Here is a 23,434-nt window from a genome sequence, read left to right as displayed (position 1 = left end):
TTGCCGACACCGCCCGGCCGGATTTCCGGCCGGGCGGCCGGCGACAGAGCTGCATCACACGTTGTGCCGGGAGGAATGCAAGCGCATCAGTTGAGCAGCGTGACCGGCCATCGCGGCCTTCCAGGGTGCAGAGTCCTCCGCGGCGATCTCGCTCCACAGCCGGGCCACGGCGACTGCAAACGCACCCCGTGCCTTCGGATCGCACTCGCGCCAGGACGGAGCTCGCTGCGCCCACGAGACCGCCTCCTCAGCAGTCGCCCCGGCCTCCATGATTCGCAGGGCGAGCATGAAGGGATCGATCCACGCCGCACCCCACGTTGGCCACGCCCAGTCGATCAAGCGTGCGCGGTTACCGTGGATGAGGACGTTGTCCGGGGCGAAGTCCGTGTGCAGCAACGTGTCCCCCGCGAACAGCACCGCCTGTCCCTCGTCGGCGTACTTCCCCCACCGTTCCTCCGCTGTCTTCAAGCCGAGGTCCTTCGGTGCGGTCACCTGCTGCAGCTCGGCGAGCGCGGCCAGGACCAGCGTCAGGTCGTCGGCCTTGCTGTAATCGGCATGGCGGCCATCGACCGCCTCGTATCCAAGGAGCTCCCACCCTCCAGCCTCCACATGCCACAGAAGCCGCGGGCAAGCAGCGGGCAGGTAGGGGCTGATTGCGATCTCCCTCTTCTGGGAGGCGACCTGCGGGTTGTCGGCTGAGATGCCCTTGACGAAGACGGGACCGCTGTCGGTGTCGAGTAGAGCGGCAATGGCGCTGTTCATTCCGCCTCCGGCGGTGCGGGCGCTGGCGATACGGCCGGTCTGGGCGATGACCGCCTGGCGGGCGGCCGATGGCAGCTCATCGAAGGCGAGACGGGGCATGGACACGGAGCGCGGTTCCTCGGTTGAGCGGGTGGAAGGGCGAGGCCCCGGCCAGCGTAGACCGGGGCACCGCCATGCAGCGCGACGGTCTAGTACGGGTTGTCGTCACCGGCCGAGCAATTGCATCCGGCAGCCTGGGCGACGTCGCCATCGATGTCGCTGATAATGCGGAACTCGCCGTTGCCGATCGTGGGGACCTGAACGGGGACGGGCAGCATTCCACCCGCGTCGACGGGCGGGCGACGGCCGATGGTGACCATGACCGGTTTGGGCGTGCGCAGGGTCGTGCTGGGTGAAGTCATGATCCGTAGCCTCCGTGTTGGCAGTAGAGCGATCGGTTGTCCCCCGCCTCCTGGTAGAGCTTCGCCAGCGGCCGGCACGTCCTGCATGTAGCGGCCTGTGTGCAGCCAGAGCAGCCACCAGTGCGGAGCTGTAGGGACTCGGCGATGGCACCGAGCCTGGGAAGGCCGTCGAGGCCTTCCGTCATGAGGTTCACGCTCGGATCGCGCCCCACCTTGCAGATGGACGCGTTGCCGTGCGGATCGACGTGGAAGAAGGTGTGACCTGCATTGCAGCCCTTGAAGACGCTGCGCGGTCGCAGGTGGTCGGTGGCCTGAGCGGCGAGCGGGCCCGCGTCACCGTCGATCGTCGGCGACATGCCCGAATACACCTGGTACGGGAACCCCCATCGGCCCTCCGCGAGGCGCACCATGCCGTCCAGTTCATGCGCGTTGGAGTCGGACACGATCAGGTTGAGCCGTACAGGCAGGTCGGCCTCCCGCGCTGCATCCAGGCCGCGGGTGAACCGGCGCCACGCGCCACGATTGCGAGTCACGCCCTCATACGTTTCCTCGGTCGCGCCGTAGAGGCTCACCGTCAGCCGGTAGGGCCGGTGGCGGGTGAACAAGTCCCGGATGGCTACCTTGTGGAGCTGGGATCCGTTCGTCGACACCTGCACCATCAGGCCGAGCTCGTGTGAGTACTCGTACGCCGCAGGGAACTGTGGATCGATCAACGCCTCGCCGCCGGTGATCTGCAACCACAACACCCCGGCGTCACGCAGCAGTTCCAGCAGCCGCCGCTTGTTCTCCCACGACAGCCCAGCGAACCTCTTTTCGCCGAGGTAGCAGAAGCCGCAGTCGTAATCGCACCCTAGATTGATCTCCCACGATGCCTTCACGAAGCCGTACGGCGACGGCTCGCGAACGAGCACCACGGTGGACAAGGCGGCGCCTCGAGGCAGATGCATCCCCCACGCCTGCGAAGCGGCGAGGCGCAGCCAGGCCGGTGGTGCGTGCCCTTCAGGGGCGGTGCGTAGTTCGTCGTAACTCGATCGGTGAATCTGGATGCCCTGCGGGTGGCCGGGCCGCAGGATGAGGTGCTGCCCGAGGAACGGGCTGGCAAGCAAGCTGTGCATGGGATTCCTTCACGAGTGGTCAGACAGCGGGGAGTTGGGGAGGAGCACCCCGTTCTGGCTCCTCAGAGCTGAGCGCAGACCTGCTGATGGCACAGGGCGATCAGGGCCCGGCAGTTCAGGGCCAGATCTTCCAAGTGCACGGCAGCGGCGCGGTGGTCAAGGTCTGGTCCCTCGTTCAGCGTTCTGTGAGTGCGGACGAGTAGCCAGCGCGCGGTTTCGCGTTCGCTGGTGTCCGCCGACTGCGCTTCGAGTGTCGCTCCCAACTCACCGGCCAGGGCCGCTACATGGCCACGCAGACAGCCGGCCAGCCTGTCCACCTCGGCCCGATCCGGGACCTTGGCGGGCAGCCCGTTGGTCAGCTCCAAGGCTTCAGTCCAGGCACTGCGGCACGCGTCGAATTCGAGCGACCGGTCGTCACCCACCGTCGGCCTCCTTCTTCGCCGCCAGGCGGAAACGGCCCACGTTGACCATCTGCGCAACCGCGTCGGCCTGGCAATAGGCTTCCGGCCGGTCCGGTGGCACACACCATGAGGAGCGGGCCTGATAGCGGTTCGAGTCGATGGCCGGGTGTGGCACGCCGAGATAGCTGCCCGCATCAAGACAGGCGGTGCTCGGCGTGCTCCAGGCAGCGCATGCCCCAACCGGGACCAAGCAGTAGTACCGACCCGATTGCCTGTCCACGAAGACAGGACCGCCGTGCAGAGCGGCGGCCAAGTACTCGTCGACCCGGGCCGGGTCCTCACTCCGAGCAGCGGCGAACACGATGGCGGCGGCAACGCGAATGGCAGAAAAGCGATCGCCGCAGCGCAGGAGGGCGACCTCCATCGTCTGCCATTCGGCACCGGCCCGGACCGGATCGTCAGCAGCTTGGAGGAGCCACTCCGTCACGTCCAGCAGTTCATCGACGTGCGAGCGCACGAGCAACCCGGCTTCCGAGGCCGACTCCACAATCACCTGTGTCGCCACCGGAGGTGACACATTCGGGCCATGTGCGGTGGCAATGGGGTCCATGAGCAGCTGCCTCCCAATTAGGCTCGATCAGGGATGGCTAAGACGGTAGAAATCCGGCGCTCAAGCCTGAAGTGACTATGAGTACAGGTGAGTTGCGCCCTACGCCCGGGAACGGACACCTCATGCGGCCAAACGCACGACAAACCCTGACCGGTGGTACGGGAAAGCCGCCACGGCCCCGCTCAGGTCTGATCTCGGGGTATGTCCTGCGTGTCATCAGGGAGCAGTTGGGCCACACGCAGGAGGAAGCCGCGGAACACCTGGAGGTCTCACCGGACACGATTGCCGGATGGGAGACCGGCCGTCGCCCGCTGACGGCCGTACCGGTCGGTCAGATGCTCATGCACCGCCATCGGCTCATGCAGTTGGGCACGCCAACCGCGCTCCTTCAGGCTCTCGAGCGGGCCTTGGAGGCAGACGTCCTCCTCGCTACGGTCCTCGACGACGCCTCGGTCGAGGAAAGCCCCCTGGGCACAATGGTGATGCAGCGCGACCTCGGCGAAGTCCTGGCGTGGCCGCTCAACGGCGTACCACCACGGCCAATCCGAGACTTGCCCCCACCACCACGCGCCCGCCGCGGCCCTGCCCCCACCGGTCCCCAACTCAGCCGCCCGGAACGCACGGCGTTCTTCTCCACAATGCGGCATACGGCTGAACAAGCCCGGGGTGAAAGTCAGTTCTTACTCCGCCGCCAGGCCTTGTACCTCTCCGGCTATGACACCGAGCCCGACGCAGCGGACTGGCTCACCCACCAGCAACGCACCGAACGCCCACACGACTGGCTGACCTCGTGGCTGAACGCTCGCAGCGTCGCGGCCGTCGCCGCGCGACAAGGCGACCGCGATCGCATGAGCCACTTCATCGACAGGGTGCTCACGGACGACGAACCCGGCGAAGCCGCCAACCTGAACTACTGGGCGTACTGGGTTGGCGAGATGCGGCACACGGAACTGTCGGACGATTTCATCGCAGACCGCACACCCCGCCCCTGGCCCGGCGACAAGCTTCTCGCCCACCTCGTCCAGGGCCTGTCCCCGCAGCACGGCTATGTCGACCTCAACATCCACACTCTGTGGTCCCTGCTGCAGATCCGCCCTCATCTGCTGCGATCAGGCACAGCGGCCCACGCTCTGCATGACCGCCTCCCGGTGATGTTGGATAGTCGTGAGCTCCCGTCGCGCGGGCGACGGGAGTTGGAGAGCATCCGGTACGCAATTCGCCTCGCCGAGGCGTGAGAGGAGCCCACGGTGTCCGAGGACCTGACCGCGGTCGCCCGTTTCCTGTATGAGGCGGGGACGCTGAAGAACACCGCCCGCTCCGGATGGTGGATGGCCGGCGTGAAGCACCCCGAGTCGGTCGCGGAGCACTCGTGGCGCACGGCCCTGATCGCGACGATCATCGCGAAGCTGGAGGGCGCTGACCCGGCGAGGGCAGCGTTCCTGGCGGTGTGGCACGACTCCCAGGAGACGCGCACCGGGGACGTCAACCATCTCGGCAAGAAGTACAGCGGCGGAGAGGCTGATCCTCGCGACATCACCGCTGACCAAGTGGCGGGGATGCCGGAGCTTCTGGCCGAGGCTGTGCGAGATCTGGTCGCCGAGTACGAGGCCAAGGAGTCTGCGGAAGCGATCTGCGCACGGGATGCCGACAAGTTGGAGTGCATGATTCAGGGCATCGAATACCGGGATCAGGGCTACACCAATGCGCAGCGATGGATCGACAACAGCCAGGGCCGGCTCGTCACCAAGACGGGCCAGACGCTGGCTGAAGCGGTGTTGGATACGGGATCGTTGGATTGGCTGCGGGCGGCACTGGACGAACGCCTGGGCTGAGGTCAAGCGTGGTGGCAACTCGACCATGTTCCGTGAGCATTCCTATCCGGCCAACGAAGAATTGGAGTACCGCGGATTTGAACAGGGCTCTGGCACGGAAACGAGAGTATAGTCAACCAGGGAACTGTCCGTAGCCGATAATTGCAACGGAACTCCCTGTGACAGGTGCAACTACTCAAAGCTGATTACGTCCCAGGTGAGAAGGTTTTCAGGCTCATCGTCGAACCAGGCATACGACCCCGGAGCCAATTGCGGCAGGCACTTCTTAGCTTCACTGCTCGTGCGTGATGCGAACGCCGTGAGGAAGCGGCACTGTTCGGCCTTGAGATTCTGGCTCGTCGCCCATTCCAACAGGTCAGACTTTCGGGCATCTGTGATGGGTCCGTCGGTAGCCACGACCTCGATGAACCAGAACTCGTCCCGCTCTGGCGCGAGATCAGCAATCAAACAGTCCGGCAAAAGCGCGGCCTGGTCAACAGCGAGCCCCATTTCCTTAAGCGCCTTAGCGTCCAGAGGGTTAACTTTCTCGCCAGGTTGGGAGATGAACAAGACGCTCGGGTCTTGCAACTTGGGGGCGAAAAATTCTAGTACACCTTTGAGTATTGCACTACTCTCACCGGGATGCAGAATCCGCTGACCACCCTCAGGCAGTGAAACCGTCACGCTTTTAGTGCTTCGGTTCGGATCGCGCTGACGTGCGGCTCGACGCTTGCCAGTCGGGCTTAGATGAGTGTCTTGCCATGCAATAACCGCTGCATCAAATGTTTCGCCAGCGAGATGCGGATCGAGCAAAGCGGCAAATCCGGGCTCGAGACTGTAGCGACCTGTGGGCGACGTCTTGGCCAGGTCGGTTCGCTCAAGGACCGCGCCATGCTCGGCCATTTTCTTGATCGACTCGTCTCGCACCTGCTCACGACTATTACCGACATACCAGGATGTCCCCCGCAGAACCCCAGCCTGAGCGAAAAGCGCCTCAACCGCTTTCTCTCCCCGCCTTGCAGCGCGATAGTAAGCGCGCCGTTCCTCATCGCTGCGCCGCGCAACGATCTCATCACTCATCCACGTCACCATTGTGGGGCGAAAACGGGGGGAATCGCCAATAGCTCCCATATACATAGCGGCAAAGGCAATGGAGGCAGCAGCAAGATTCTCCGTCGATGTGACACCAGTTGTTGCTTGCGGAAGAATCTTCTTGAGCCGCTCCTGATACGCCTCGCGAGAATCAAGCAGTGCGGGCAAGATCCAGTCGTCATCGTGTTCCGTCACGAGTCAAGACCGTATCCGGCGTTGATCGCCTGCGGAAGTCGTTCCAGGGGAAGAGCAGCCCACTCCTGCAACAACTTGGGCCCTGGCAGAGGCAGTGCGGCCAGCTCGTAGGCAGAGACAGCGACGGAACCGGTGAGGCAGCGGTACAGCCTGTCCAGGGCATCAGAGTCCAGCAACGCGGTCAGAAGCCGCGGCGTGAGCAGGCTGTCTTCATGCTCACACGTGAGCACATTGACATGGTTTTCCACGGAAACCCTGCCCCCCCAACGGGTCAAGGTTTCGGTGTCGAGCGCCGCCGCAAGCAAGCGTCGAGGCTGTTCGGGCGCAGTGGTGCGCTGCACAAGGACGGCTGGACGATCCAGGACGAGCACACGGCGATCCTTGTCCCGCAGCTGTAGATACCGGAGCTTGTCACGGGCTGGATCTTCATGCAGCTCCCCTCCCTCCAGGTCTCCAGCCCACACAATCTTCACGGAGCTTTCTGAGGGTGAGGCTGACAGCTGAGGCTTATGACGATTCCAAACCAGCGGGCCGGTCGATACCGACCATCCATAGTCCTCAAGGCGTTTGGACATCCTCTGCGCCGCCTTGACCAACGGAACGTCGCCGCCGTGGCGTGGCAGCAACCACGGCCGATCGGCCTCTTGGGGTACCCGCTTCTTGCCAATTGCTGTGCGGAGGGTTTTGCCATTCATCGTCAATCGATCGCACGCGACTGTCTGAGGCGCTTTCCCCTTCCGGAACGTCACCAGAACCGTCTCCTGAAGAACACCCGTGGAGAACACACCGGCCCGGTCCGTCACATACGTGATGTTGGTGAGCGGGGCCGTTGACGCAAGATAGGACCTCAAACGCTGGAAGTAGGACCCGCCGAGCCATCCAGCTGGCACCAGCGCTGAAACCGCTCCACCTGAGGCCAAGTGCTCGACCGCCGATGCCATGAAGAGGCCGTAGCGGTTGGCGTGCCCGTAGACGACGTGCTGCCAGCGTTTCCGATCCTCCGGGGAGAGTCGCACCCTCCCGTAAGGCGGATTCAAAATCGTGACTTGCGGGATAGCTGACGGCGCATCCAGACCGTTTCCGACTTCCAGGAGCTCCGGCAGCGGCCTTCTGCGTGATGGAGGAACTTTGGCCCAGACTGGCAGCAGCTCTGATGCAAGCAACACATTACCAAGCCACACCGCAGCGGAATCTAGATCTCGTCCCCCTACAGCTGCCCCGACGGCGGCCAGCACAATTTCAGGGCGAGTGCTGCGTTGGCCATCAAGCCACGCGCGTAGCGCAGGCAACAGCAACATGCCAGCGCCGCAGGCGGGATCCCAGACCAGCCCAGTTGGTCTACCCCGCAACGACATAACGGCCTGCTCGTAGAGCTCGTGCGCGAGCGCAATGGGTGTGTAGTGACGACCGTTCGCTGTGCGGACGGCATCATCCAGGGCGACCACGTAAGCATCAGCGAGCTCCTCCGGTGACGCATCGAAGAGATCCTCGCGCGGAGGAACAGCTTCAAGACCCTCCCACCCAAGAGCGGAAGGAAAAGCAACTGCCGCGTCGATACCTAGAGTCTGCCCGTTATCGATCTTGGCGGCGTCAACGCGCCGCTCCCACCAATGGGGCACCGCCGCAAGCACAGAGAGCGCACTTCTCGACAACTCGGTGCCACCTTGAGTGGCCAGAACCGCGCGTCGCGCTCTGTTTGCCCTGATAGGCACCGCTGCCTCGGCCTTGGCCACCGAAGCCCCTTCCTTCTGCTCTATCGCCACACCCGGCCCGCAACGCGGCCCGTTCCAAAGGAGCATGTCACAGCAACGCTCCGTAATCGCAGCAGTCTCGATAATTGGCCTTCTGCGCCTCCCCAGGTTCGTGGGGACACATACCACCCGCCCGCCGCCACAAGCGAGGTCAGCGCCAACTGCCATTGGGCAGGTGTAGCCCCAGTTCACGTCTCAATCGTGTGTCGACTGACGGGGATGACGTATCCGATGCGTGCGCACAATCGCGCTAGTGCCCCTATATGCAAACGGCCACGACCGGTGAAACCCAAGGGCAGACGAGTCGGGCTGTACGCCGGGTTCTGTCCCCGAGGGGCCTCGCGGTCCCTCGGGTGACGGCCATCCATCTAGGGCCGACGTTGCCGCCGGCCTCGTGCGGTCTACCCGGGGACTCGGGCGGGCAGCCCTCGGACGTCCCCGCAGAGCGCTTTTTACGGCGCTCCTTTTGACCTTGCTCCAGGTGGGGTTTACCTAGCTGCTCAGGTCACCCTGAGCACTGGTGGTCTCTTACACCACCGTTTCACCCTTACCCGGCGCCGAAGCGCCGGGCGGTCTGTTTTCTGTGGCACTGTCCCGCGGGTCACCCCGGGTGGCCGTTAGCCACCACCCTGCCCTGTGGAGCCCGGACGTTCCTCGGGGAGTCCCCTCACGGGGATTCCACGCGGCCGTCCGCCCGGCTCGTCTGCCGTGTCGACCATGTTACCGGGCGGGCGGGGGCACGACGGACGGGTCCTGCCGTCGCCAGGACCGACCCCGCCAGGATCAGCGTGAACGCCGCCCCGATGCCCCAGGTCAGGTCCTCGCCCAGGAACAGGGCGCCCGCCGCGACCGCCACCGCCGGGTTGACGTACGTGAAGACCGTCGCCCGCGTTGGGCCTACCTCCTTGATCAGCTCCAAGAAGGCTACGAAGGCGAGGGCCGTGCAGATTGCACCCAGGGCCAGCAGGGATACGAGGACCGATGTCGACGGCATGGCGGACGGCCAGGTCATCGCCGCCGCCGGGGCGTACACCAGCGCCGCCAGTGTCAGGCACGGGACTATGAGCTGCAGTGTCGGTACGTCCTTCAGCCAGCGGGATGCGATCAGCGGTGCCGTCGCGTAGCCCAGGACCGTCAGGAACACCTCCCCCAGCGAGCGCGCGTCTCCGCCCGTCAGGTGCGGGACCGTCAGGACCGCCACGCCCGCCAGGCCCAGCGCCAGGCCCGTCACCCGCCGTGCGCTCAGGTGTTCCGTGTTGCCGAAGGCGCGGGACAGGACGACCCCGACGATCGGTACGCCCGCTATCAGCAGGCCCGCCGTCGAGCTGGACAGGTGCCTCTCCGCGTCCGTCAGCGTGAACCACGGGCCGATGATCTCGATGCACGCGAACGCCAGCATCGGCAGCCAGTGCGAGCGGATCGTGTGCAGCAGGCCACCGGCTCGTATCGCGAAGGGGAGCAGGAGCGCCGCGCCCAGCGCGCACCTTGTGAACACCACCATCGACGGGGACAGGGGCGCGTCCACCGCCACCTTGATCATCAGGTAGGGGATGCCCCAGACCACTCCCATCAGGGAGAACAGGAACCAGCCGCGTGCAGTCATGCACACACCTTCGGCCGGATCAGTGCCTGACGTCTTGAACGCTGTTGCGGTACGCCGCCGGGGTCACCCCCAGCACCCGGCGGAACCAGCGCGTCAGGTGCGCCTGGTCCGCGAAGCCGACCAGGGACGCCACCTCCGCCGGGCGCAGTCCCGTGTCCAGGAGGCGGCGGGCCCGGGTCACCCGGTACTGGGCCAGCCAGGCGTACGGCGGCAAGCCCATCGTCGTACGGAAGGCTCGGAGGAGCTGGTAGCGGGACAGGCCGAGGTCCCTCGCCAGGTCGGCCAGGGAGGGTGGGTCGAGGAGTTCGTCCGCCAGGCGGTCTCGTACGACCGTCGCGACCTGGTCGGCTCCGGGGACCAGGTCGGAGACGGAAGGTGTCGAAGGTGTCGTGGAGTGGCGGCGGGCCAGGGCCGTGAGCAGCCACGGGAGGCGGGATTCCGCCTCCAGGGGGTCGGGGCAGGTGCCCAGTTCCGTGTGGGTGCGGAGGATCGCCGCGGCCAGTTCCGGGTCGTCTATCAGGGGTTCGCGGAAGTGCGGGACGCCGCCCGCCGGCGTGATGCCCTCCGTAAGGAGTGACGGGTCCGCGTACAGGGCCCGGTACGCGTAGCCGTCGGTCGCGTTGCCGGGGCCTCCCGTGTGCACCTCGCCCGGCGCCAGTACGACTATCGAGCCCGGGCCGGTGCGGATGTGGCCGCCCCGGTAGTCGATCACCTCGGAGCCGCTCACGCACACGCCGACCGTGAACTCCTCGTGTGCGTGCGGGGCGTAGACGTGCTTGTCGAAGCGGGCGGTCAGGAGGTCCAGGGACGGTCCGCATCGGCCCAGCCGCGCCCTCGTCCACGACGCGTGCTCACCCATCCGACGCCCCCTTTCCCACCGGAGTTCTCTCCCACCGGAGTTCTCAAGGATGGAACGCCTTCAGGCCCCTTTTCCATGCCGCCGCCAGGTCCGCGTCGTTCGGAAAACGGCCGTGGATCTCCAGAATCACCATCCCGTGCGCGAACGCCCACACCGAACGGGCCAGGTCTATGTCGCCGCCACACACCCGCATCAGCGGCATCGCGGCCCGGTCCTCCAGGCCGGCGGGGAGGGCGGCGCGGGGCAGCGGGCGTTCCGTGGCCAGGCAGTAGAGGTGCGGGTGGTCGATGGCGTACGTGCGGTACGCCTCCGCCAGCGCCTCCACCGAACCCGGCGCCCGCGCCTCCGCCGCCTCCAGCGCCGCCGCCGACTCCTCCAGCATCTGCGCGATCAGCTCCACCTCCACGGCGTGCTTGTCGGGGAAGTGCTTGTAGAGGGAGGGCGCCTTGATGCCCAGGCGGTCGGCGAGCGCTCGGAGGGTGAGTGCGGCCGGTCCGGACTCCTCCAGGAGGGTCCGGGCGGCCGTCGCGATCTCGCGGGCGCGGGGGGTCAGGCGGTCGGGGACGGTTCCGTCAGCCACGCTTCCGACAGCCACGCCAACGTCAGCCGCGCTTCCGACAGCCACGCCCACGTCAGCCACACCCGCGTCAGCCGCCCTTCCGTCAGCCACGCTGGAACCCCTCCTTCGTACGCAGTCCGTAACCGAAGGCGCGATCGTACGAGATGTGGGCCAGCCAGCCGCACAGGGCCGCGAAGGCGGGGGCCCAGGCGAAGACGGGCTGGATCGCGTACGCCAGCAGCAGCGCCAGCGGGACCAGGGCCCGGTGCATTGCGTTGTAGTACGGCACCGCACGCGGCGGGAGTTGGCCCTTCGCCATCCGGGGCGCGTCGTCCAGGGCCACCAGGAAGGTCAGGTCCGGCAGGACGAAGAAGGCGAGCGCGAAGGTGCCGGCGAGCCAGCCGTGGTTCACGGCCTCCAGCACCGCGAAGGCGGACCAGAACAGAGCGTTCGCGAGCCACGCGGTGCGGCGGGCGAGAGAGAGGACCGGTCGGCGGGTGATGGTGGCCGTGCTCATGGCTGCCTCCCGCGAGTGAGTGGCTAACATCGTTAGCCTCATGCCTGCGAAGGTACGGCTAACAGCGTTAGCCGTCAAGGGGCAGGTGTCCCGCATCCCCCAGCCGCCGCTTGACCCTGCCGCGACGTCAGCCTCTGTACTGGTGCCATGCGGATCGGAGAACTCGCAGCCGCCGTCGGCGTCACCACGCGGACCGTGCGGCACTACCACCACCAGGGCCTGCTGCCGGAACCCGAGCGGCTGGCCAACGGCTACCGGGACTACACCCTGCGGCACGCCGTCGTGCTCGCGCGGATCCGGCGGCTGACCGAGCTGGGCCTCGGTCTCGCCGAGGTGCGAGACGTGCTCGCCGAGGACGCCGGCAAGGATCTCGCCGAGGTGCTCACCGAACTCGACGAGGACCTGGCCCGGCAGGAAGCGGCGATCCGGGAGCGCCGGGCACGGCTGCGGGCGTTGCTGGAGACGGACGGGCGCCTGACCGCCGAGGGGCCGGTCTCACCCGAACTCGCCTCGCTCTTCGGCGACTTGGCGCACTTGGCGCAAGTCGCCACCGACTCCCCCATGGCCGCCAAGGACCGCGAGATGCTCGCGCTCATCGACAGCATGGCGTCCGTGAAGGACCGCGAGCAGCTGACGGGCATGCTGCGTGACGCCCTCACCTCCCCCGAGGCCAAGGCGCGGGCGCTCAAGGCGTACGCGCTCCTCGACGCGCTCGCCGACGCCGACCCCGCCGACCCGCGCGTGGACGAGGCCGCCCGCGTTCTCGCCGAATGTGTCCCGCACGGCCTGCTCCCCCAGGAGACGGTCGACCACGACGACAGCTTCATGCGCGCCTTCTACGCCGACTTCGCGCCCGCCCAGGCGGAGGCCATCCGCCGGACGCTGCGGATCCTCGCCGGGGAGGGGCCATGAGGACGGCGTACCTCCTGCTTCGCCACGAACTGCGGCTACCGGCAAGCCTGTTGATGTGGACGGCCCGGCGCCCGCACGGGGTCGGGGGCAGGCGATGGTTCGGGTACGCGCGCGGGCAGGGCGCGGTGATGTTCGGGTTCGCGTTCGTGTGCGTGGTCGAGACGGTGACCATCCGGCGCGCGGTCCACGTCGACCTGCACATACCGTTGCATCAAATCGCCGCTGTACGAAGGGAGTTGCGCACGACGCACAACCAGACCCAGGGACAACTCGACGTTCCCGTGGGCTCGCAGACCACCATCACCCTCGTACAAGAGTTGCACGAGATACGGGCCCTCATGCCGGCGCGAAGCGCACCTTGACCCCCGCTCCCGGATCGGCCCGGGTGAGCCGTACCCGCAGGCGCTCCCCCAGCGGCAGGTGTTCGCCCTCGATGCGGCCGATGACCGCCGGGGACTCCAACTGGACGGTTCCGATGGCGGGTTGGCGGTCCTCGACGTCGACCACCACCGCGTCGAAGATCTCTCCGACCCGGTCCTTGAGGAGCGCCGCCTCCACGATGTCCACGCACGCCCGCTCCACCGCGCCCGCGCGGCGGGTGCCGTCGGACATCTCGTGCGGGAGGGTGTCCAGGGCGGCGAGGACCCAGTCGGGCGGGGAGGCGCCGGCGGCTGCCGCGAGGCAGATTTCGGAGGCGTAGCGGTCGGCCAGGCGGCGCAGGGGGGCCGTGCAGTGGGCGTAGGGAGCGGCTACCGCGGCGTGGGTGGTGATGGGCGGGAGGGCACCGTTCCGGAAGACGGTGTAGCCGGCGCCGCGCAGCAGCGTCGTGCACTCCTGGAGGAAGGCCGCGTGGTTGGGGCGGTGCGGGTCGAGGGAGCGGATCAGCTGGGCGTACGAGACGTGGTGCGGCCAGTCGACGTGCAGGGCGTGGGCGGTACGGCGGAGGCGGCCGACGGCGCCGTCGGGGGCCGCGGGGAGGGTGCGCAGTACGCCGGTGCCGTGGGCGAGCATGAGGTCGGCGGCCGCCATGCCGGTCAGGAGGGAGATCTGGGAGTTCCAGCCGTCGGCGGGGAGGGTGGCTCGGTAGCTCAGCTCGTACGTGTGGTCCCGCTCGACGATCTCCTGCTCGGGCACGTTGAGCGAGATCCCGCCCCGCTCCACCTCAAGCCGCTCCCGCGCCTCTCCGACCTCCTTCAGCAGCGCCAGCGGCTCCTCGGCGGTCTTCTCGTCGATCTGCTTCTGTACGTGCGCGTAGTCGAGCTTGGCCCGGCTGCGCACGAGCGCGCGGCGGACGTCGACGGCGAGGCTGCGGCCGTCGGCGTCCAGGTCGATGGTCCAGAGGGCGGCCGGGCGGGTCTCGCCGGGGAGCAGGCTGGCGGCGCCCTCGCTCAGCACCGGCGGGTGGAGGGGGACGCGCTCGTCGGGGAAGTAGAGAGTCGTCACCCGGGTGTGGGTCTCCACGTCCAGCGCTGACCCCGGTACGACGAAGGCGGCGACGTCGGCGATGGCGTACCGGACGCGGTAGCCGGTGCCCTGGCGGGAGATGCGCATCGCCTGGTCGAGGTCGGTGGAGGTCGGCGGGTCGATGGTGAAGAGAGGGATGTCCGTGGCGTCGTACGACGGGAGGACCGGGGCCTTCGCGGCACGCTCGGCCTCGGCGAGCGCATCGGCCGGGTAGCTCTCGGGGACGTCGAGTTCGGTGCGCAGGGCGGTGAGGGCGGCCCGGAGGGGGGCTTCGGGGGCGCCGGTCACTCGGATGTGGCGGCGGGGCATACGGCGAGCGTAGAACGCGGGTCGGACAGTGGCACGCCGTACGCTGTCGCAGAGCTCAACAGAAGGAGATCTTCCGTGCTGGTCCTGCTGCCGCCCTCCGAAGGCAAGGCCTCCTCCGGCCGTGGCGCCCCGCTCAAGCTGGAGTCGCTGTCGCTGCCGGGGCTGACCCCCGCCCGCGAGACCGTACTCGGCGAGCTGGTGGAACTGTGCGCCGGGGACGAGGAGAAGGCGCGCGAGGTGCTCGGGCTGAGCGAGGGGCTGCGGGGCGAGGTCGGCAAGAACACGGAGCTGCTGACGGCCGGGGCGCGGCCCGCCGGGGAGATCTACACGGGGGTGCTGTACGACGCCCTCGACCTCGCCTCCCTCGACACCGCCGCGAAGAGGCGTGCCGCGCGCTCGCTGCTGGTCTTCTCGGGGTTGTGGGGCGCGGTGCGGGTGACGGACAGGATTCCGTCGTACCGCTGCTCGATGGGTGTGAAGCTGCCCGGGCTCGGCGCGCTGGGTGCGCACTGGCGGGCGCCGATGGCGGAGGCGCTGCCCGAGGCCGCCGGGGACGGGCTCGTGCTGGATCTGCGGTCCTCCGCGTACGCGGCCGCGTGGAAGCCGAAGGGCGAGGTGGCCGGGCGGACCGCGAGCGTACGGGTGCTGCACGCGCCGACCCGCAAGGTGGTCAGCCACTTCAACAAGGCGACGAAGGGGCGGATCGTACGGAGCCTGCTGACGGCCGGGGTCGCGCCGAAGGGGCCGGCCGAGCTGGTGGAGGCGTTGCGGGATCTGGGGTATGTGGTGGAGGTGGAGCCGCCGAAGGGCGGGGGCGGGAAGGCGTGGATGCTGGACGTACTGGTGGACGAGATCCACTGACCAGATCCACTGACCAGATCCACCGACCAGATCCACTGACGAGATCCACTGACCAGCCCGGATGAGGGTTGTTGCAGCATGCGCAATGGGCTTTGCGCATGCTGCATGCCGACGGCACGATGAGGGCATGACCTCCCCCCTGGATCTCGCCCCGGTCGTCCCCGTGGTCGTGCTCGACGACGTCGCCGACGCCGTGCCGCTCGCCCGTGCGCTGGTCGCCGGGGGGCTGCCGGCGATCGAGGTGACCTTGCGGACGCCGGTCGCGCTGGAGGCGATACGGGCGATCGCGGAGGGCGTGCCTGACGCGGTGGTCGGGGCCGGGACCGTGATCACGCCGGAGCAGGTGAAGGAGTCGGTGGCGGCCGGGGCGCGCTTCCTGGTCAGCCCGGGGTGGACGGACGTACTGCTGCAGGCCATGCGGGGAGCCGGGGTGCCGTTCCTGCCGGGGGTGTCGACCGCGTCGGAGGTCGTGGCGCTGCTGGAGCGCGGGGTGCGGGAGATGAAGTTCTTCCCGGCGCAGGCGGCGGGCGGGACGGCGTATCTGAAGTCCCTGGCCGGGCCCTTGCCGCAGGCCCGCTTCTGCCCGACGGGCGGGATCGGCCTCGCGAATGCTCCCGAGTATCTGGGGCTGCCCAACGTCGGCTGTGTGGGCGGGACTTGGATGATTCCGGCCGATGCGGTGGCCGTCGGCGACTGGGGGCGGATCGAGGGGCTGGCGCGGGCGGCGGCGCGGCTCAGGCCAAGCGGATGACGACCTTGCCGAAGGCCGCGCCGGAGGCGTAGTGGCGGTAGGCGGCGTGGACCCCGTCGTACGAGAAGACGCGGTCGATGACGGGGCGGATGCCGTGCAGGGAGATCGCTCGGTTCATCTGCTCGAAGTGGCCGCGGCTGCCGACGAAGAGCCGCCGCATGGTCAGCAGGCTCGACGCGAGCGCGTCGGTGGTGATCTGCATCGTGGCCTGGTGCGGGCTGTTGGCGGCGACGAGGGCAATACGGCCGTACAGGGCGGTCGCGCGGACCGACTGCTCGATGGTGTCGGGGCCGCCCGTCTCGACGACGAGGTCCGCGCCGCGGCCGCCGGTCAGTTCGCGGACGGCTGCCGACCAGGTGGGGTTCTCGGTGTGGTTCAGTACGTGGTCGGCGCCCAGGGACTTGAGGCGTTCGGCCTTCTCGGGGCTGGACGTCGTGGCGACGACGCGTGCGCCGAGCGTCTTGGCGAACTGGACGGCGAACAAGGCCAGTGGGCCGGTGCCGAGGGTCAGGACCGTCTCGCCGGGGAGGACCGGCTCGGCGCCGGTCAGGGCGTTCCAGGCGGTGACGCCCGCGCAGGGCAGGCAGGCCGCTTCTTCCCAGGTCAGGTGGTCGGGGGCGGCTACGGCGGCGGTCTCGTCGAGGCGGACGTACTCGGCGAGCATGCCGGGCAGGGTGACGCCGGGCTGGTCGATGAGGGCGGGGCTGATCCGGCCGTCGAGCCAGCGCGGGAAGTAGGTGCTGGTGACGCGGTCGCCGGTGCGGAAGCGGGTGACCCGCTCTCCCACCGCGACCACCTCTCCGGCGCCGTCGCTGACGGGGGTCACGCCGGGGGCGGCCTTGAGGGGGTACGTGCCGTTCAGGATGAGCAGGTCGCGCTTGTTGAGGGATACGGCGTGGACGCGTACGACGATGTCGTGCGGGCCGGGGTCGGGTGGGCCGGGGGTGTCGCGGAGGGTTATGCCCTCGACCGTGCCCGGGGTCTCCAAGTGGTAGGTGCGCATGCGGTCATGCTGGTCGGGGTGGGGGCGGGGCTCAATTCCCGGCAGGGTATGGGGGAAGGCTCGGGGCCGTTGTCAGTGCCGTGACGTACAACTGGGCACATGGCCACCACCATGGAGCAACCGCCGCCCTTCGCCCGCGAGCTGCTGCGCTGGCGTACCGCGCGGCGGGTCAGTCAGTTGGAGCTTGCCTCGCGGGCGGGGACCACGCAGAGGTATGTGAGTTTCATCGAGCGGGGGCGGTCCGTGCCGGGGCGGGCGGTCGTGCTGCGGCTGGCCGAGTCGTTGGGGCTGACCTTGCGGGAGCGCAACGCGCTGTTGCTGGCGGCGGGTTATGCGCCCGCGTTCGCCGAGTCGTCGTTGGACGCGGTCGAACTGGCGCCGGTGCGGCAGGCGTTGGACGGGATCCTGGAAGGGCATCTGCCGTATCCGGCGGTGGTCGCCGGGCCGCGAGGTGAACTCGTCGCGGCGAACGGCGCGTTCGATGTGCTGGCGGAGGGGGCGGCGGCGGAGTTGCTGGAGCCGCCGGTCAACGTCCTCCGACTCGCGCTGCATCCGCGTGGGATGGCCTCACGGGTGGTGAATCTCGACGCGTGGGGCCGGCACATCATCGAGAACCTGCGGGCGCGGGCGCTGCGCAGTCCCGATCCGCTGCTGGACGGACTGGTGGAGGAACTGACTGGCTTTCTGCCGCCGTTGAGCGAGCCGGGGGAGGAGTATCTCGGGTTCGCCGTGCCGCTGCGGCTGCGGTGTGCGGAGGGTGAGTTGCGGCTGCTGACCACGCTCACGTCCTTCGCGACCGCCGTCGACGTCACGCTGGCCGAGCTGCATCTGGAGGCGTTCTTGCCCGCGGACGCGGAGACGGCGGAGATATTGCGAAAGCGGGATGCTCAGCGCAGGTGAGAGGTGTCGTTGAAGAGGCGGACGCTCGCGTTGCCGTCGGCGTAGTAGGCGACGGCGGAGAGGGAGGCCGCGGAGAGTTCCATGCGGAACAGGGACTCCGGCGGGGCGCCGAGAGCGAGTTGGACGAAGGTCTTGATCGGGGTGACGTGGGAGACGAGGAGGACGGTGCGGCCCGCGTAGGCCGCGGTCAGCTTGTCGCGGGCCGCGGCGATCCGGACCGCCGTCGCCGCGAAGCTCTCGCCGCCGCCGGAGGGTTCGGCGGTCGGGTCGGCCAGCCACCGGGTCAGGTCGTCGGGATAGCGCTCGCGGACCTCTCCGAAGGTCAGCCCCTCCCAGGCGCCGAAGTCCGTCTCACGGATGCCCTCGTCGACGCTCACGTCGAGGCCGAGGTGACGGGCGACGATGCCGGCGGTCTCGCGGGTACGGGCGAGAGGGGAGGCGACGAGGGCCTGGATGGTGCCGCGTCGGGCGAGCGCGGCCCCGGCCCGCTCGGCCTGCTCCCGGCCGACGTCGGAGAGGGACGGGTCGGTACCGCCGGATCCCGAGAACCGCTTCTGCGGTGTCAACGGCGTCTCCCCGTGCCGCAGCAGTACGAAGGTCGCCGGCGCCCCCATATCGGCTGGAGCCCACCCGGGGGACGCGACAACACCGGCGGCACGCACATCAGCATCGGCTTCGGCAGCTCCGCCGCCCAGGGGCTCCGCCGCTCCGCGACGGGAAGAAGGAGCAGCAGCAGAGTCCAGCTCAGCCGTCGAGTTCGCCGGCGACCACTGCTCTCCCCGGACCCCCGCGTCCATCGCCTCGTTGGCGAGCCGGTCCGCGTGCTTGTTCCGCTCCCGCGGAATCCACTCGTACGTCACCCGGTCCGCCGGAAACACCCGCGCCGCCTCCATCGCCAGCGGCTTCATGTCAGGGTGCTTGATCTTCCAGCGGCCCGACATCTGCTCGACGACCAGCTTGGAGTCCATGCGGACGTGGACGCGGGCGTCCGGGTCCAGGTCGAAGGCCGCGCGCAGGCCTGCCAGCAGCCCCCGGTACTCGGCGACGTTGTTCGTGGCGACGCCGATGTACTCCGCCGTCTCCACCAGCGTCTCCCCCGTCTCCGCGTCCAGCACGACGGAGCCGTAGCCCGCGGGTCCGGGATTGCCCCGTGACCCGCCGTCGGCCTCGACGATGAACTCCCGCACAGCCCAAGCCCCTTACCGACGCCCTACAGACCGGATTCGGCCGTGCGCACCAGGATGCGGCGGCAGTTCTCGCAGCGCACCACCGTGTCGGGCGCCGCCGCGCGGATCTCGTTGATGTCGGTGATGGCGAGCTCCTGGCGGCAGCCCTGGCAGGTCCGCTGGTAGAGCTTGGCCGCACCGATCCCGCCCTGCTGCTCGCGCAGCTTGTCGTACAGCTTGAGCAGGTCCGCGGGGATCGTGCCGGCGATGACCTCGCGCTCCTTGGTGACCGTCGCCACCTCCCCGTCGATCTCCTCGAACGCCGCGTCCCGGCGCGCGGTCGCGTCGTCGATCTTCGACTGGACGGAGCCGACCCGCTCGGTCAGCTCGCGCACGCGCTCCTGCACGGACTCGATGCGCTCCATGACCTCCAGGACGACGTCCTCGAGGTCGCCCTGCCGCTTGGCGAGGGAGGCGATCTCGCGCTGGAGGTTCTCCAGGTCCTTGGGAGAGGTCACCGCACCCGAGTCCAGGCGCTGCTGGTCGCGGGCCGCGCGCTGGCGCACCTGGTCCACGTCCTGCTCGGCCTTGGTCTGTTCGCGGGCGGTGTCGCTCTCCTCGGTCTGCGCGGCGACGAGGAGGTCGCGCAGCTGGGTGGCGTCCTTGGTCAGCGACTCGATCTCGGCGTGCTCGGGCAGCGACCGCCGCTTGTGGGCGAGCTGCTGCAGACGTACGTCGAGTGCCTGGACGTCGAGGAGTCGGATCTGGTCGGCGGGCGCGGCGTTCAGTTGGGGGCTCCCGGTGAGTTGGAGGAAGAAGGGGGGCGCGAAGCGCTCGTCAGAAGGGTGGTGGCGGGCGACGGGTGGGCGGACGCCGCGTGGGCGGTCCAGGGGTCGGTGACCGTCTTGGAGACATGCACGCGCAGGTCCCAGCCGTGACGGTCGGAGATCTCGTCGAGCTGGGTGGCGGCCAGCTCGCACCAGGGCCACTCGGTGGCCCAGTGCGCCGCGTCGAGCAGCGCGAGGGGGCTTCGCAGTACGGCCTCGGAGGCCGGGTGGTGACGCAGGTCCGAGGTGAGGAAGGCGTCCACGCCGGCCGCGCGGACCTGGTCGAAGAGGCTGTCGCCGGAGCCGCCGCTGACGGCGACCGAGCGGACGAGCGCCTCGGGGTCGCCGGCGACCCGGATGCCCTGCGCGGTGGCGGGCAGCCGCTCGGCGGCCCGCGCGGCGAGCTCGCGGACGGTCACCGGGTGGTCAAGCTCGCAGATACGGCCCAGGCCGCGGCGGCCTTCCGGGTCGGTCGGGTCCGGCACGAGGGGTCGTACGACTCGAAGGTCGAGGGCGCCGGCGAGCGCGTCGGAGACGCCCGGGTCGGCGGTGTCGGCGTTCGTGTGGGCGACGTGCAGCGCGATGTCGTTCTTGATGAGGGTGTGCACGACCCGGCCCTTGAAGGTGGAGGCCGCCACCGTCGTCGTACCGCGCAGGTAGAGCGGGTGGTGGGTGACCAGCAGGTCGGCGCCGAGCTTCACCGCCTCGTCGACGATCTCCCGCACGGGGTCGACGGCGAACAGGACCCGGGTGACCTCCTGGTCGGGGTCGCCCACGACCGTGCCGACCGCGTCCCAGGACTCGGCCCGCTCGGCCGGCCACAGGTTCTCCAGCGCGGCGATGACTTCAGACAGACGGGGCACGGACAAAAGGCTACCTGCACGATCTGTGCGGCTGAACCGAAGCCCGAAGCCGGGTGCAGCGACACAGGTGCCCGGGGGCCCGTCCGGCACCCCGCTCAGCACACCGGCCCCCGTTCCCTCAGGCGAATCGTTCCTGTGCCACCCCTTTGTGTGAAGGGTGTGCCTCGTGGTCCCACGCCTGTGCGTGCGAAAACTAGCTTCGTGGCCGGAGGTGACCAGACGATGACGGCCTGTGCGATCGAGCCCGAGGCTGCTCCCGAGGAGGAGTTTCCGCGGGCGGGCTGCACCATCACCGCGGACGGCGCCTATGCCGCCCGCCTCGCGCTGGACGGCGACTCGTGGTTCCCGGAGCGCTGGACGCTGGACGGCCCGGAGCCGTACGCGGTGCCGCTGCCCGGCAACCAGCCCGAGGAGCCCGGCACCGAGGTGCAGCCGATGGGGGACGGGCGGGTGCTGATCCGGCGTGTGTCGGAGGGGCGGCACGTCTTCTCGCTGCTGTATCCGACCGGCCCCGGCACCGGCGAGGTGCTGATCGGCGCGGTCGAGTGCCCGGACGAGGGCACCCGGCTGCGGCTGCTGCCACCGGCGCCGGGCGGCGAGAAGGCGTACGCGCTCGCCGTGGGCCGGCGCTCCAGCGCGGTGTGGCTGGTGGCGGGCGGGGCCTTCGGGCCTGAGCACGTCGCGGAGATCCCGGGGCGCTGCTCGGGCGGGGTGTGGCTGGACCGGGCGGGGCGGATGCTGGCCCTGGACCGGGAGGTCGGCGGGTGCACCAAGGCGGTCACGGTGGACCTGGAGCGGGCCGGGGAGGTTACGCCGCTGCTGCAGATCGCGGCCGGCAGCAACGACCGGCTGCTGCTCGCCGACCCCGACAGCGGCCTGCTCCTGATCGCCTCGGACGCGCCCTCGCCCGGCACCGAACGGCTCGGCTGGGGCGTCCTCGGCTCCACCCTGCCGGTGCGCTTCCCGGAGTGCCTGCGGGTGCCGGACTGCACGGTGACGCCGTTCGCGATCCAGCCGGGGCAGGTGCTGATGCCGGAGAGCTGCGGGGTGGCGCTGCGGGTGGACGGGCCGATGGGTAGCTGGGTCGGGCTGTGGCGGCCGGACCTGCGGCAGGTGCGCCATCTCCCGGCGCCGGAGGGGTGGTTGGCCGGTACGGGGCTGTGGACCAGGGACGGGGAGCTCCAACTGCCGTACGCCGACGCCGAGGTGACGTGCGGGGTGGCACGGGTGCGGATGCCCGCGGGGGAGGACGGGGAGACGGGGGCTGGGGCCGAGACCGAGGCGGGGAGTTCAGAACCGTCGACCCCACCCGACGAGCCGTCGACCCCACCCGACAAGCCGTCGACCACGCCCGACGAGCCGTCCGAAGCGGAGCCTCCGGAGCCCGCCGCCCCGCGTCCCGTGCCCCTGCGGGAGGCTCCTCTGGGGCCTCTTGTAACGAACTAGTGCCGGTTGGCTGTGCCGTCTGGATTCGGGGTGAGGTGTGCCGGTTAAACTCGCCCGGCTGTTTGAAAGATCATGTTGACGGGGTGAATCCTTCCGATGAGCGACGCAAGCACCATGCAGCCGCTGTCCACCGAGTCCCAGGACGACGCCGGGCACGGCCGTCACCGGGGCCAGGTCTCGGCCCAGGACGGTGACACGGCCCCTCGCGGCCGGCACCGCAAGCAGTCCGAGGACACGGAAGCGGCCGCCTGACGGCACGCACCACGAAGGGCCCGCACACCGGCCGGCGTGCGGGCCCTTCGGCTGTGTCCCTACGCCCGTTTCAGGCCCAGCACCTCCGCCGCCCCGAACGTCTCCCCGTCCGGCCGTTCGGCGTAGTGCGGAGTGAGTACGGCGTCCAGCTCGTCGTAGGTGAAGGCGTCCTGCTTGCTGTCGAACTTCGCGCGCACCCGGGGACGGTCGACCACCGCGACCATGCCGCCGTGCACCACGAGCAGCTGGCCGTTGACTCGGGCCGCGGCGGGCGAGGCCAAGTAGCCGACCAGCGGGGCCACATGCTCGGGGGACAGCGGGTCGAGGCCGTCGGTCGGCTGGTCGAAGCCCGCGAAGACGTCCTCCGTCATCCTCGTGCGGGCGCGCGGGCAGATGGCGTTCGCCGTGACGCCGTACTTGGCCAGCGCAAGGGCCGTCGACGTCGTCAGGCCGACGATTCCGCCTTTCGCCGCCGCGTAGTTGGGCTGGCCCGCCGAACCCGCCAGGAACGCCTCGGAGGAGGTGTTCACGATCCGGCCGTACACCTGCCCGCCCGCCGCCTTCGCCCGCTCGCGCCAGTGCGCCGCCGCGAAGTGGGTCGTGTTGAAGTGGCCCTTGAGGTGGACCCGGATCACCGAGTCCCACTCCCCCTCGCTCATGGAGAAGACCATCCGGTCGCGCAGGATGCCGGCGTTGTTGACCAGGATGTCCAGCCTGCCGAACTCGGTGATCGCCAACTCGACCAGCGAACGCGCCTGTTGGAAGTCGGCGACGTCCCCGGTGTGGGCGACCGCCCGCCCGCCCCCGGCGCGGATCTCGGTGGCGACCTCCTCGGCGGGCCCCGCGGAGGCCTCCCCCGAGCCGTCCCGGCCCGGTTGCCCGAAGTCGTTGACGACGACGGCCGCGCCGAGCCGGGCGAGTTCGAGCGCCTCGGCCCGGCCCAGTCCGCGACCGGCGCCGGTGACGATGGCCGACAGTCCTTCGAGTGGCAGCGACACGGACAC

Annotated in this window: 24 protein-coding genes, 1 other RNA gene and 2 pseudogenes; 9 read left to right on the top strand and 18 right to left on the bottom strand. The window is 69.1% G+C overall.

Annotated elements, in window-relative coordinates:
- Nucleotides 1–54: 54 nt before the first annotated feature.
- From MQP27_RS03225 to MQP27_RS03205, 5 genes are all read right to left on the bottom strand, one after another.
- Entirely contained in the window at nucleotides 55–861 is an 807-nt protein-coding gene (locus MQP27_RS03225) for a phosphotransferase (RefSeq protein ID WP_242761387.1), read from the bottom strand.
- 89 nt (nucleotides 862–950) lie between these two features.
- On the bottom strand, nucleotides 951–1,163 hold the full coding sequence (locus tag MQP27_RS03220) for a hypothetical protein (RefSeq protein WP_242760648.1): 213 nt from the start codon (nucleotides 1,161–1,163) through the stop codon (nucleotides 951–953).
- Nucleotides 1,160–2,278, bottom strand: a complete 1,119-nt coding sequence (locus MQP27_RS03215) for a radical SAM protein (RefSeq protein ID WP_242760647.1) — start codon at nucleotides 2,276–2,278, stop codon at nucleotides 1,160–1,162. The genes MQP27_RS03220 and MQP27_RS03215 overlap by 4 nt, the downstream gene beginning before the upstream one ends.
- A 62-nt stretch (nucleotides 2,279–2,340) precedes the next feature.
- Nucleotides 2,341–2,700: a DUF6415 family natural product biosynthesis protein gene (locus tag MQP27_RS03210; protein WP_242760646.1), complete on the bottom strand. Its 360-nt coding sequence runs from the start codon at nucleotides 2,698–2,700 to the stop codon at nucleotides 2,341–2,343.
- The gene (locus tag MQP27_RS03205) at nucleotides 2,693–3,289 is read right to left on the bottom strand and encodes a hypothetical protein (protein WP_242760645.1); all 597 of its coding nucleotides are present in this window, start codon (nucleotides 3,287–3,289) and stop codon (nucleotides 2,693–2,695) included. The genes MQP27_RS03210 and MQP27_RS03205 overlap by 8 nt, the downstream gene beginning before the upstream one ends.
- Nucleotides 3,290–3,411: 122 nt before the next feature.
- Here MQP27_RS03205 and MQP27_RS03200 point away from each other — a divergent pair, with 122 nt between their 5' ends.
- Together MQP27_RS03200 and MQP27_RS03195 are read left to right on the top strand one after the other, a co-directional pair.
- On the top strand, nucleotides 3,412–4,524 hold the full coding sequence (locus tag MQP27_RS03200) for a helix-turn-helix domain-containing protein (protein ID WP_242760644.1): 1,113 nt from the start codon (nucleotides 3,412–3,414) through the stop codon (nucleotides 4,522–4,524).
- A 12-nt stretch (nucleotides 4,525–4,536) separates the two neighbouring features.
- On the top strand, nucleotides 4,537–5,121 hold the full coding sequence (locus MQP27_RS03195; protein WP_242760643.1) for an HD domain-containing protein: 585 nt from the start codon (nucleotides 4,537–4,539) through the stop codon (nucleotides 5,119–5,121).
- Between the two features lie 171 nt (nucleotides 5,122–5,292).
- Here the strand turns inward: MQP27_RS03195 and MQP27_RS03190 are convergent, their stop codons facing one another.
- The 7 genes and pseudogenes from MQP27_RS03190 to MQP27_RS03160 all read right to left on the bottom strand — a co-directional run bounded on the left by MQP27_RS03190 (nucleotide 5,293) and on the right by MQP27_RS03160 (nucleotide 11,676).
- Nucleotides 5,293–6,387, bottom strand: coding sequence for a BsuBI/PstI family type II restriction endonuclease (locus MQP27_RS03190; protein WP_242760642.1), 1,095 nt, complete (start codon nucleotides 6,385–6,387; stop codon nucleotides 5,293–5,295).
- Nucleotides 6,384–8,120: an Eco57I restriction-modification methylase domain-containing protein gene (locus MQP27_RS03185; protein WP_242760641.1), complete on the bottom strand. Its 1,737-nt coding sequence runs from the start codon at nucleotides 8,118–8,120 to the stop codon at nucleotides 6,384–6,386. The genes MQP27_RS03190 and MQP27_RS03185 overlap by 4 nt, the downstream gene beginning before the upstream one ends.
- Before the next feature lie 314 nt (nucleotides 8,121–8,434).
- Nucleotides 8,435–8,840, bottom strand: an RNA gene (gene rnpB / locus MQP27_RS03180) — RNase P RNA component class A.
- 118 nt (nucleotides 8,841–8,958) lie between these two features.
- A pseudogene (locus MQP27_RS51580) lies at nucleotides 8,959–9,678 on the bottom strand (DMT family transporter); the annotation flags it as partial.
- Between the two features lie 82 nt (nucleotides 9,679–9,760).
- Entirely contained in the window at nucleotides 9,761–10,600 is an 840-nt protein-coding gene (locus MQP27_RS03170) for a helix-turn-helix transcriptional regulator (RefSeq protein WP_242760639.1), read from the bottom strand.
- A gap of 43 nt (nucleotides 10,601–10,643) precedes the next feature.
- Nucleotides 10,644–11,180, bottom strand: a complete 537-nt coding sequence (locus tag MQP27_RS03165; protein ID WP_242760638.1) for a TetR/AcrR family transcriptional regulator — start codon at nucleotides 11,178–11,180, stop codon at nucleotides 10,644–10,646.
- A gap of 82 nt (nucleotides 11,181–11,262) precedes the next feature.
- Entirely contained in the window at nucleotides 11,263–11,676 is a 414-nt protein-coding gene (locus MQP27_RS03160) for a DUF4260 family protein (RefSeq protein WP_242760637.1), read from the bottom strand.
- 147 nt (nucleotides 11,677–11,823) lie between these two features.
- Between MQP27_RS03160 and MQP27_RS03155 the strand changes: the two genes are divergently transcribed.
- Both MQP27_RS03155 and MQP27_RS03150 read left to right on the top strand, forming a co-directional pair.
- Nucleotides 11,824–12,588 carry a MerR family transcriptional regulator gene (locus MQP27_RS03155; RefSeq protein ID WP_242760636.1) on the top strand — a complete coding sequence of 255 codons (765 nt, stop codon included), beginning with the start codon at nucleotides 11,824–11,826 and terminating at the stop codon, nucleotides 12,586–12,588.
- Nucleotides 12,585–12,896, top strand: a pseudogene (locus tag MQP27_RS03150) (hypothetical protein); the annotation flags it as partial. The gene MQP27_RS03155 and the pseudogene MQP27_RS03150, both read left to right, overlap by 4 nt.
- A 28-nt stretch (nucleotides 12,897–12,924) precedes the next feature.
- Here MQP27_RS03150 and MQP27_RS03145 read toward each other — a convergent pair.
- A complete protein-coding gene (locus MQP27_RS03145; protein ID WP_242760634.1) occupies nucleotides 12,925–14,361 on the bottom strand; it encodes an RNB domain-containing ribonuclease in 1,437 nt (478 codons plus the stop codon).
- Nucleotides 14,362–14,436: 75 nt separating this feature from the next.
- On the opposite strand from MQP27_RS03145, the gene yaaA reads away from it, so the two are divergent.
- Nucleotides 14,437–15,222, top strand: coding sequence for a peroxide stress protein YaaA (gene yaaA, locus MQP27_RS03140; RefSeq protein ID WP_242760633.1), 786 nt, complete (start codon nucleotides 14,437–14,439; stop codon nucleotides 15,220–15,222).
- A 127-nt stretch (nucleotides 15,223–15,349) separates the two neighbouring features.
- Nucleotides 15,350–15,973, top strand: a complete 624-nt coding sequence (gene eda / locus MQP27_RS03135; RefSeq protein ID WP_242760632.1) for a bifunctional 4-hydroxy-2-oxoglutarate aldolase/2-dehydro-3-deoxy-phosphogluconate aldolase — start codon at nucleotides 15,350–15,352, stop codon at nucleotides 15,971–15,973.
- On the opposite strand, the gene MQP27_RS03130 is transcribed toward eda, so the two are convergent.
- Nucleotides 15,957–16,976, bottom strand: coding sequence for a zinc-dependent alcohol dehydrogenase family protein (locus MQP27_RS03130; protein ID WP_242760631.1), 1,020 nt, complete (start codon nucleotides 16,974–16,976; stop codon nucleotides 15,957–15,959). The two genes, eda and MQP27_RS03130, sit on opposite strands and share 17 nt — an antisense overlap.
- Before the next feature lie 99 nt (nucleotides 16,977–17,075).
- On the opposite strand from MQP27_RS03130, the gene MQP27_RS03125 reads away from it, so the two are divergent.
- Nucleotides 17,076–17,876 carry a helix-turn-helix domain-containing protein gene (locus MQP27_RS03125; protein ID WP_242760630.1) on the top strand — a complete coding sequence of 267 codons (801 nt, stop codon included), beginning with the start codon at nucleotides 17,076–17,078 and terminating at the stop codon, nucleotides 17,874–17,876.
- Here MQP27_RS03125 and MQP27_RS03120 read toward each other — a convergent pair.
- From MQP27_RS03120 to MQP27_RS03110, 3 genes are read right to left on the bottom strand one after another with little or no spacing between them, the layout of a single operon-like run.
- The gene (locus tag MQP27_RS03120) at nucleotides 17,864–19,063 is read right to left on the bottom strand and encodes a bifunctional RNase H/acid phosphatase (protein WP_242760629.1); all 1,200 of its coding nucleotides are present in this window, start codon (nucleotides 19,061–19,063) and stop codon (nucleotides 17,864–17,866) included. The genes MQP27_RS03125 and MQP27_RS03120 overlap by 13 nt on opposite strands.
- A 23-nt stretch (nucleotides 19,064–19,086) precedes the next feature.
- Nucleotides 19,087–19,830 (bottom strand): zinc ribbon domain-containing protein, encoded by a 744-nt coding sequence (locus tag MQP27_RS03115; protein ID WP_242761385.1) that lies wholly within the window; start codon nucleotides 19,828–19,830, stop codon nucleotides 19,087–19,089.
- A complete protein-coding gene (locus MQP27_RS03110) occupies nucleotides 19,827–20,732 on the bottom strand; it encodes a Nif3-like dinuclear metal center hexameric protein (RefSeq protein WP_242760628.1) in 906 nt (301 codons plus the stop codon). The genes MQP27_RS03115 and MQP27_RS03110 overlap by 4 nt, the downstream gene beginning before the upstream one ends.
- A 222-nt stretch (nucleotides 20,733–20,954) precedes the next feature.
- On the opposite strand from MQP27_RS03110, the gene MQP27_RS03105 reads away from it, so the two are divergent.
- Entirely contained in the window at nucleotides 20,955–22,178 is a 1,224-nt protein-coding gene (locus MQP27_RS03105; RefSeq protein ID WP_242760627.1) for a hypothetical protein, read from the top strand.
- Nucleotides 22,179–22,274: 96 nt separating this feature from the next.
- Complete coding sequence (locus tag MQP27_RS03100) at nucleotides 22,275–22,430, top strand: hypothetical protein (protein WP_242760626.1); 156 nt, start codon at nucleotides 22,275–22,277, stop codon at nucleotides 22,428–22,430.
- Nucleotides 22,431–22,489: 59 nt separating this feature from the next.
- Here MQP27_RS03100 and MQP27_RS03095 read toward each other — a convergent pair whose 3' ends face one another.
- A complete protein-coding gene (locus MQP27_RS03095) occupies nucleotides 22,490–23,428 on the bottom strand; it encodes a 3-oxoacyl-ACP reductase (protein ID WP_242760625.1) in 939 nt (312 codons plus the stop codon).
- Nucleotides 23,429–23,434 lie beyond the last annotated feature (6 nt).

This window comes from Streptomyces cylindrosporus (genome assembly GCF_022698165.1).
Taxonomy (GTDB): domain Bacteria; phylum Actinomycetota; class Actinomycetes; order Streptomycetales; family Streptomycetaceae; genus Streptomyces; species Streptomyces cylindrosporus.
The sequence above is the reverse complement of the archived record's forward strand: the minus strand, read 5'-3'. Positions and strand labels throughout refer to the sequence as shown.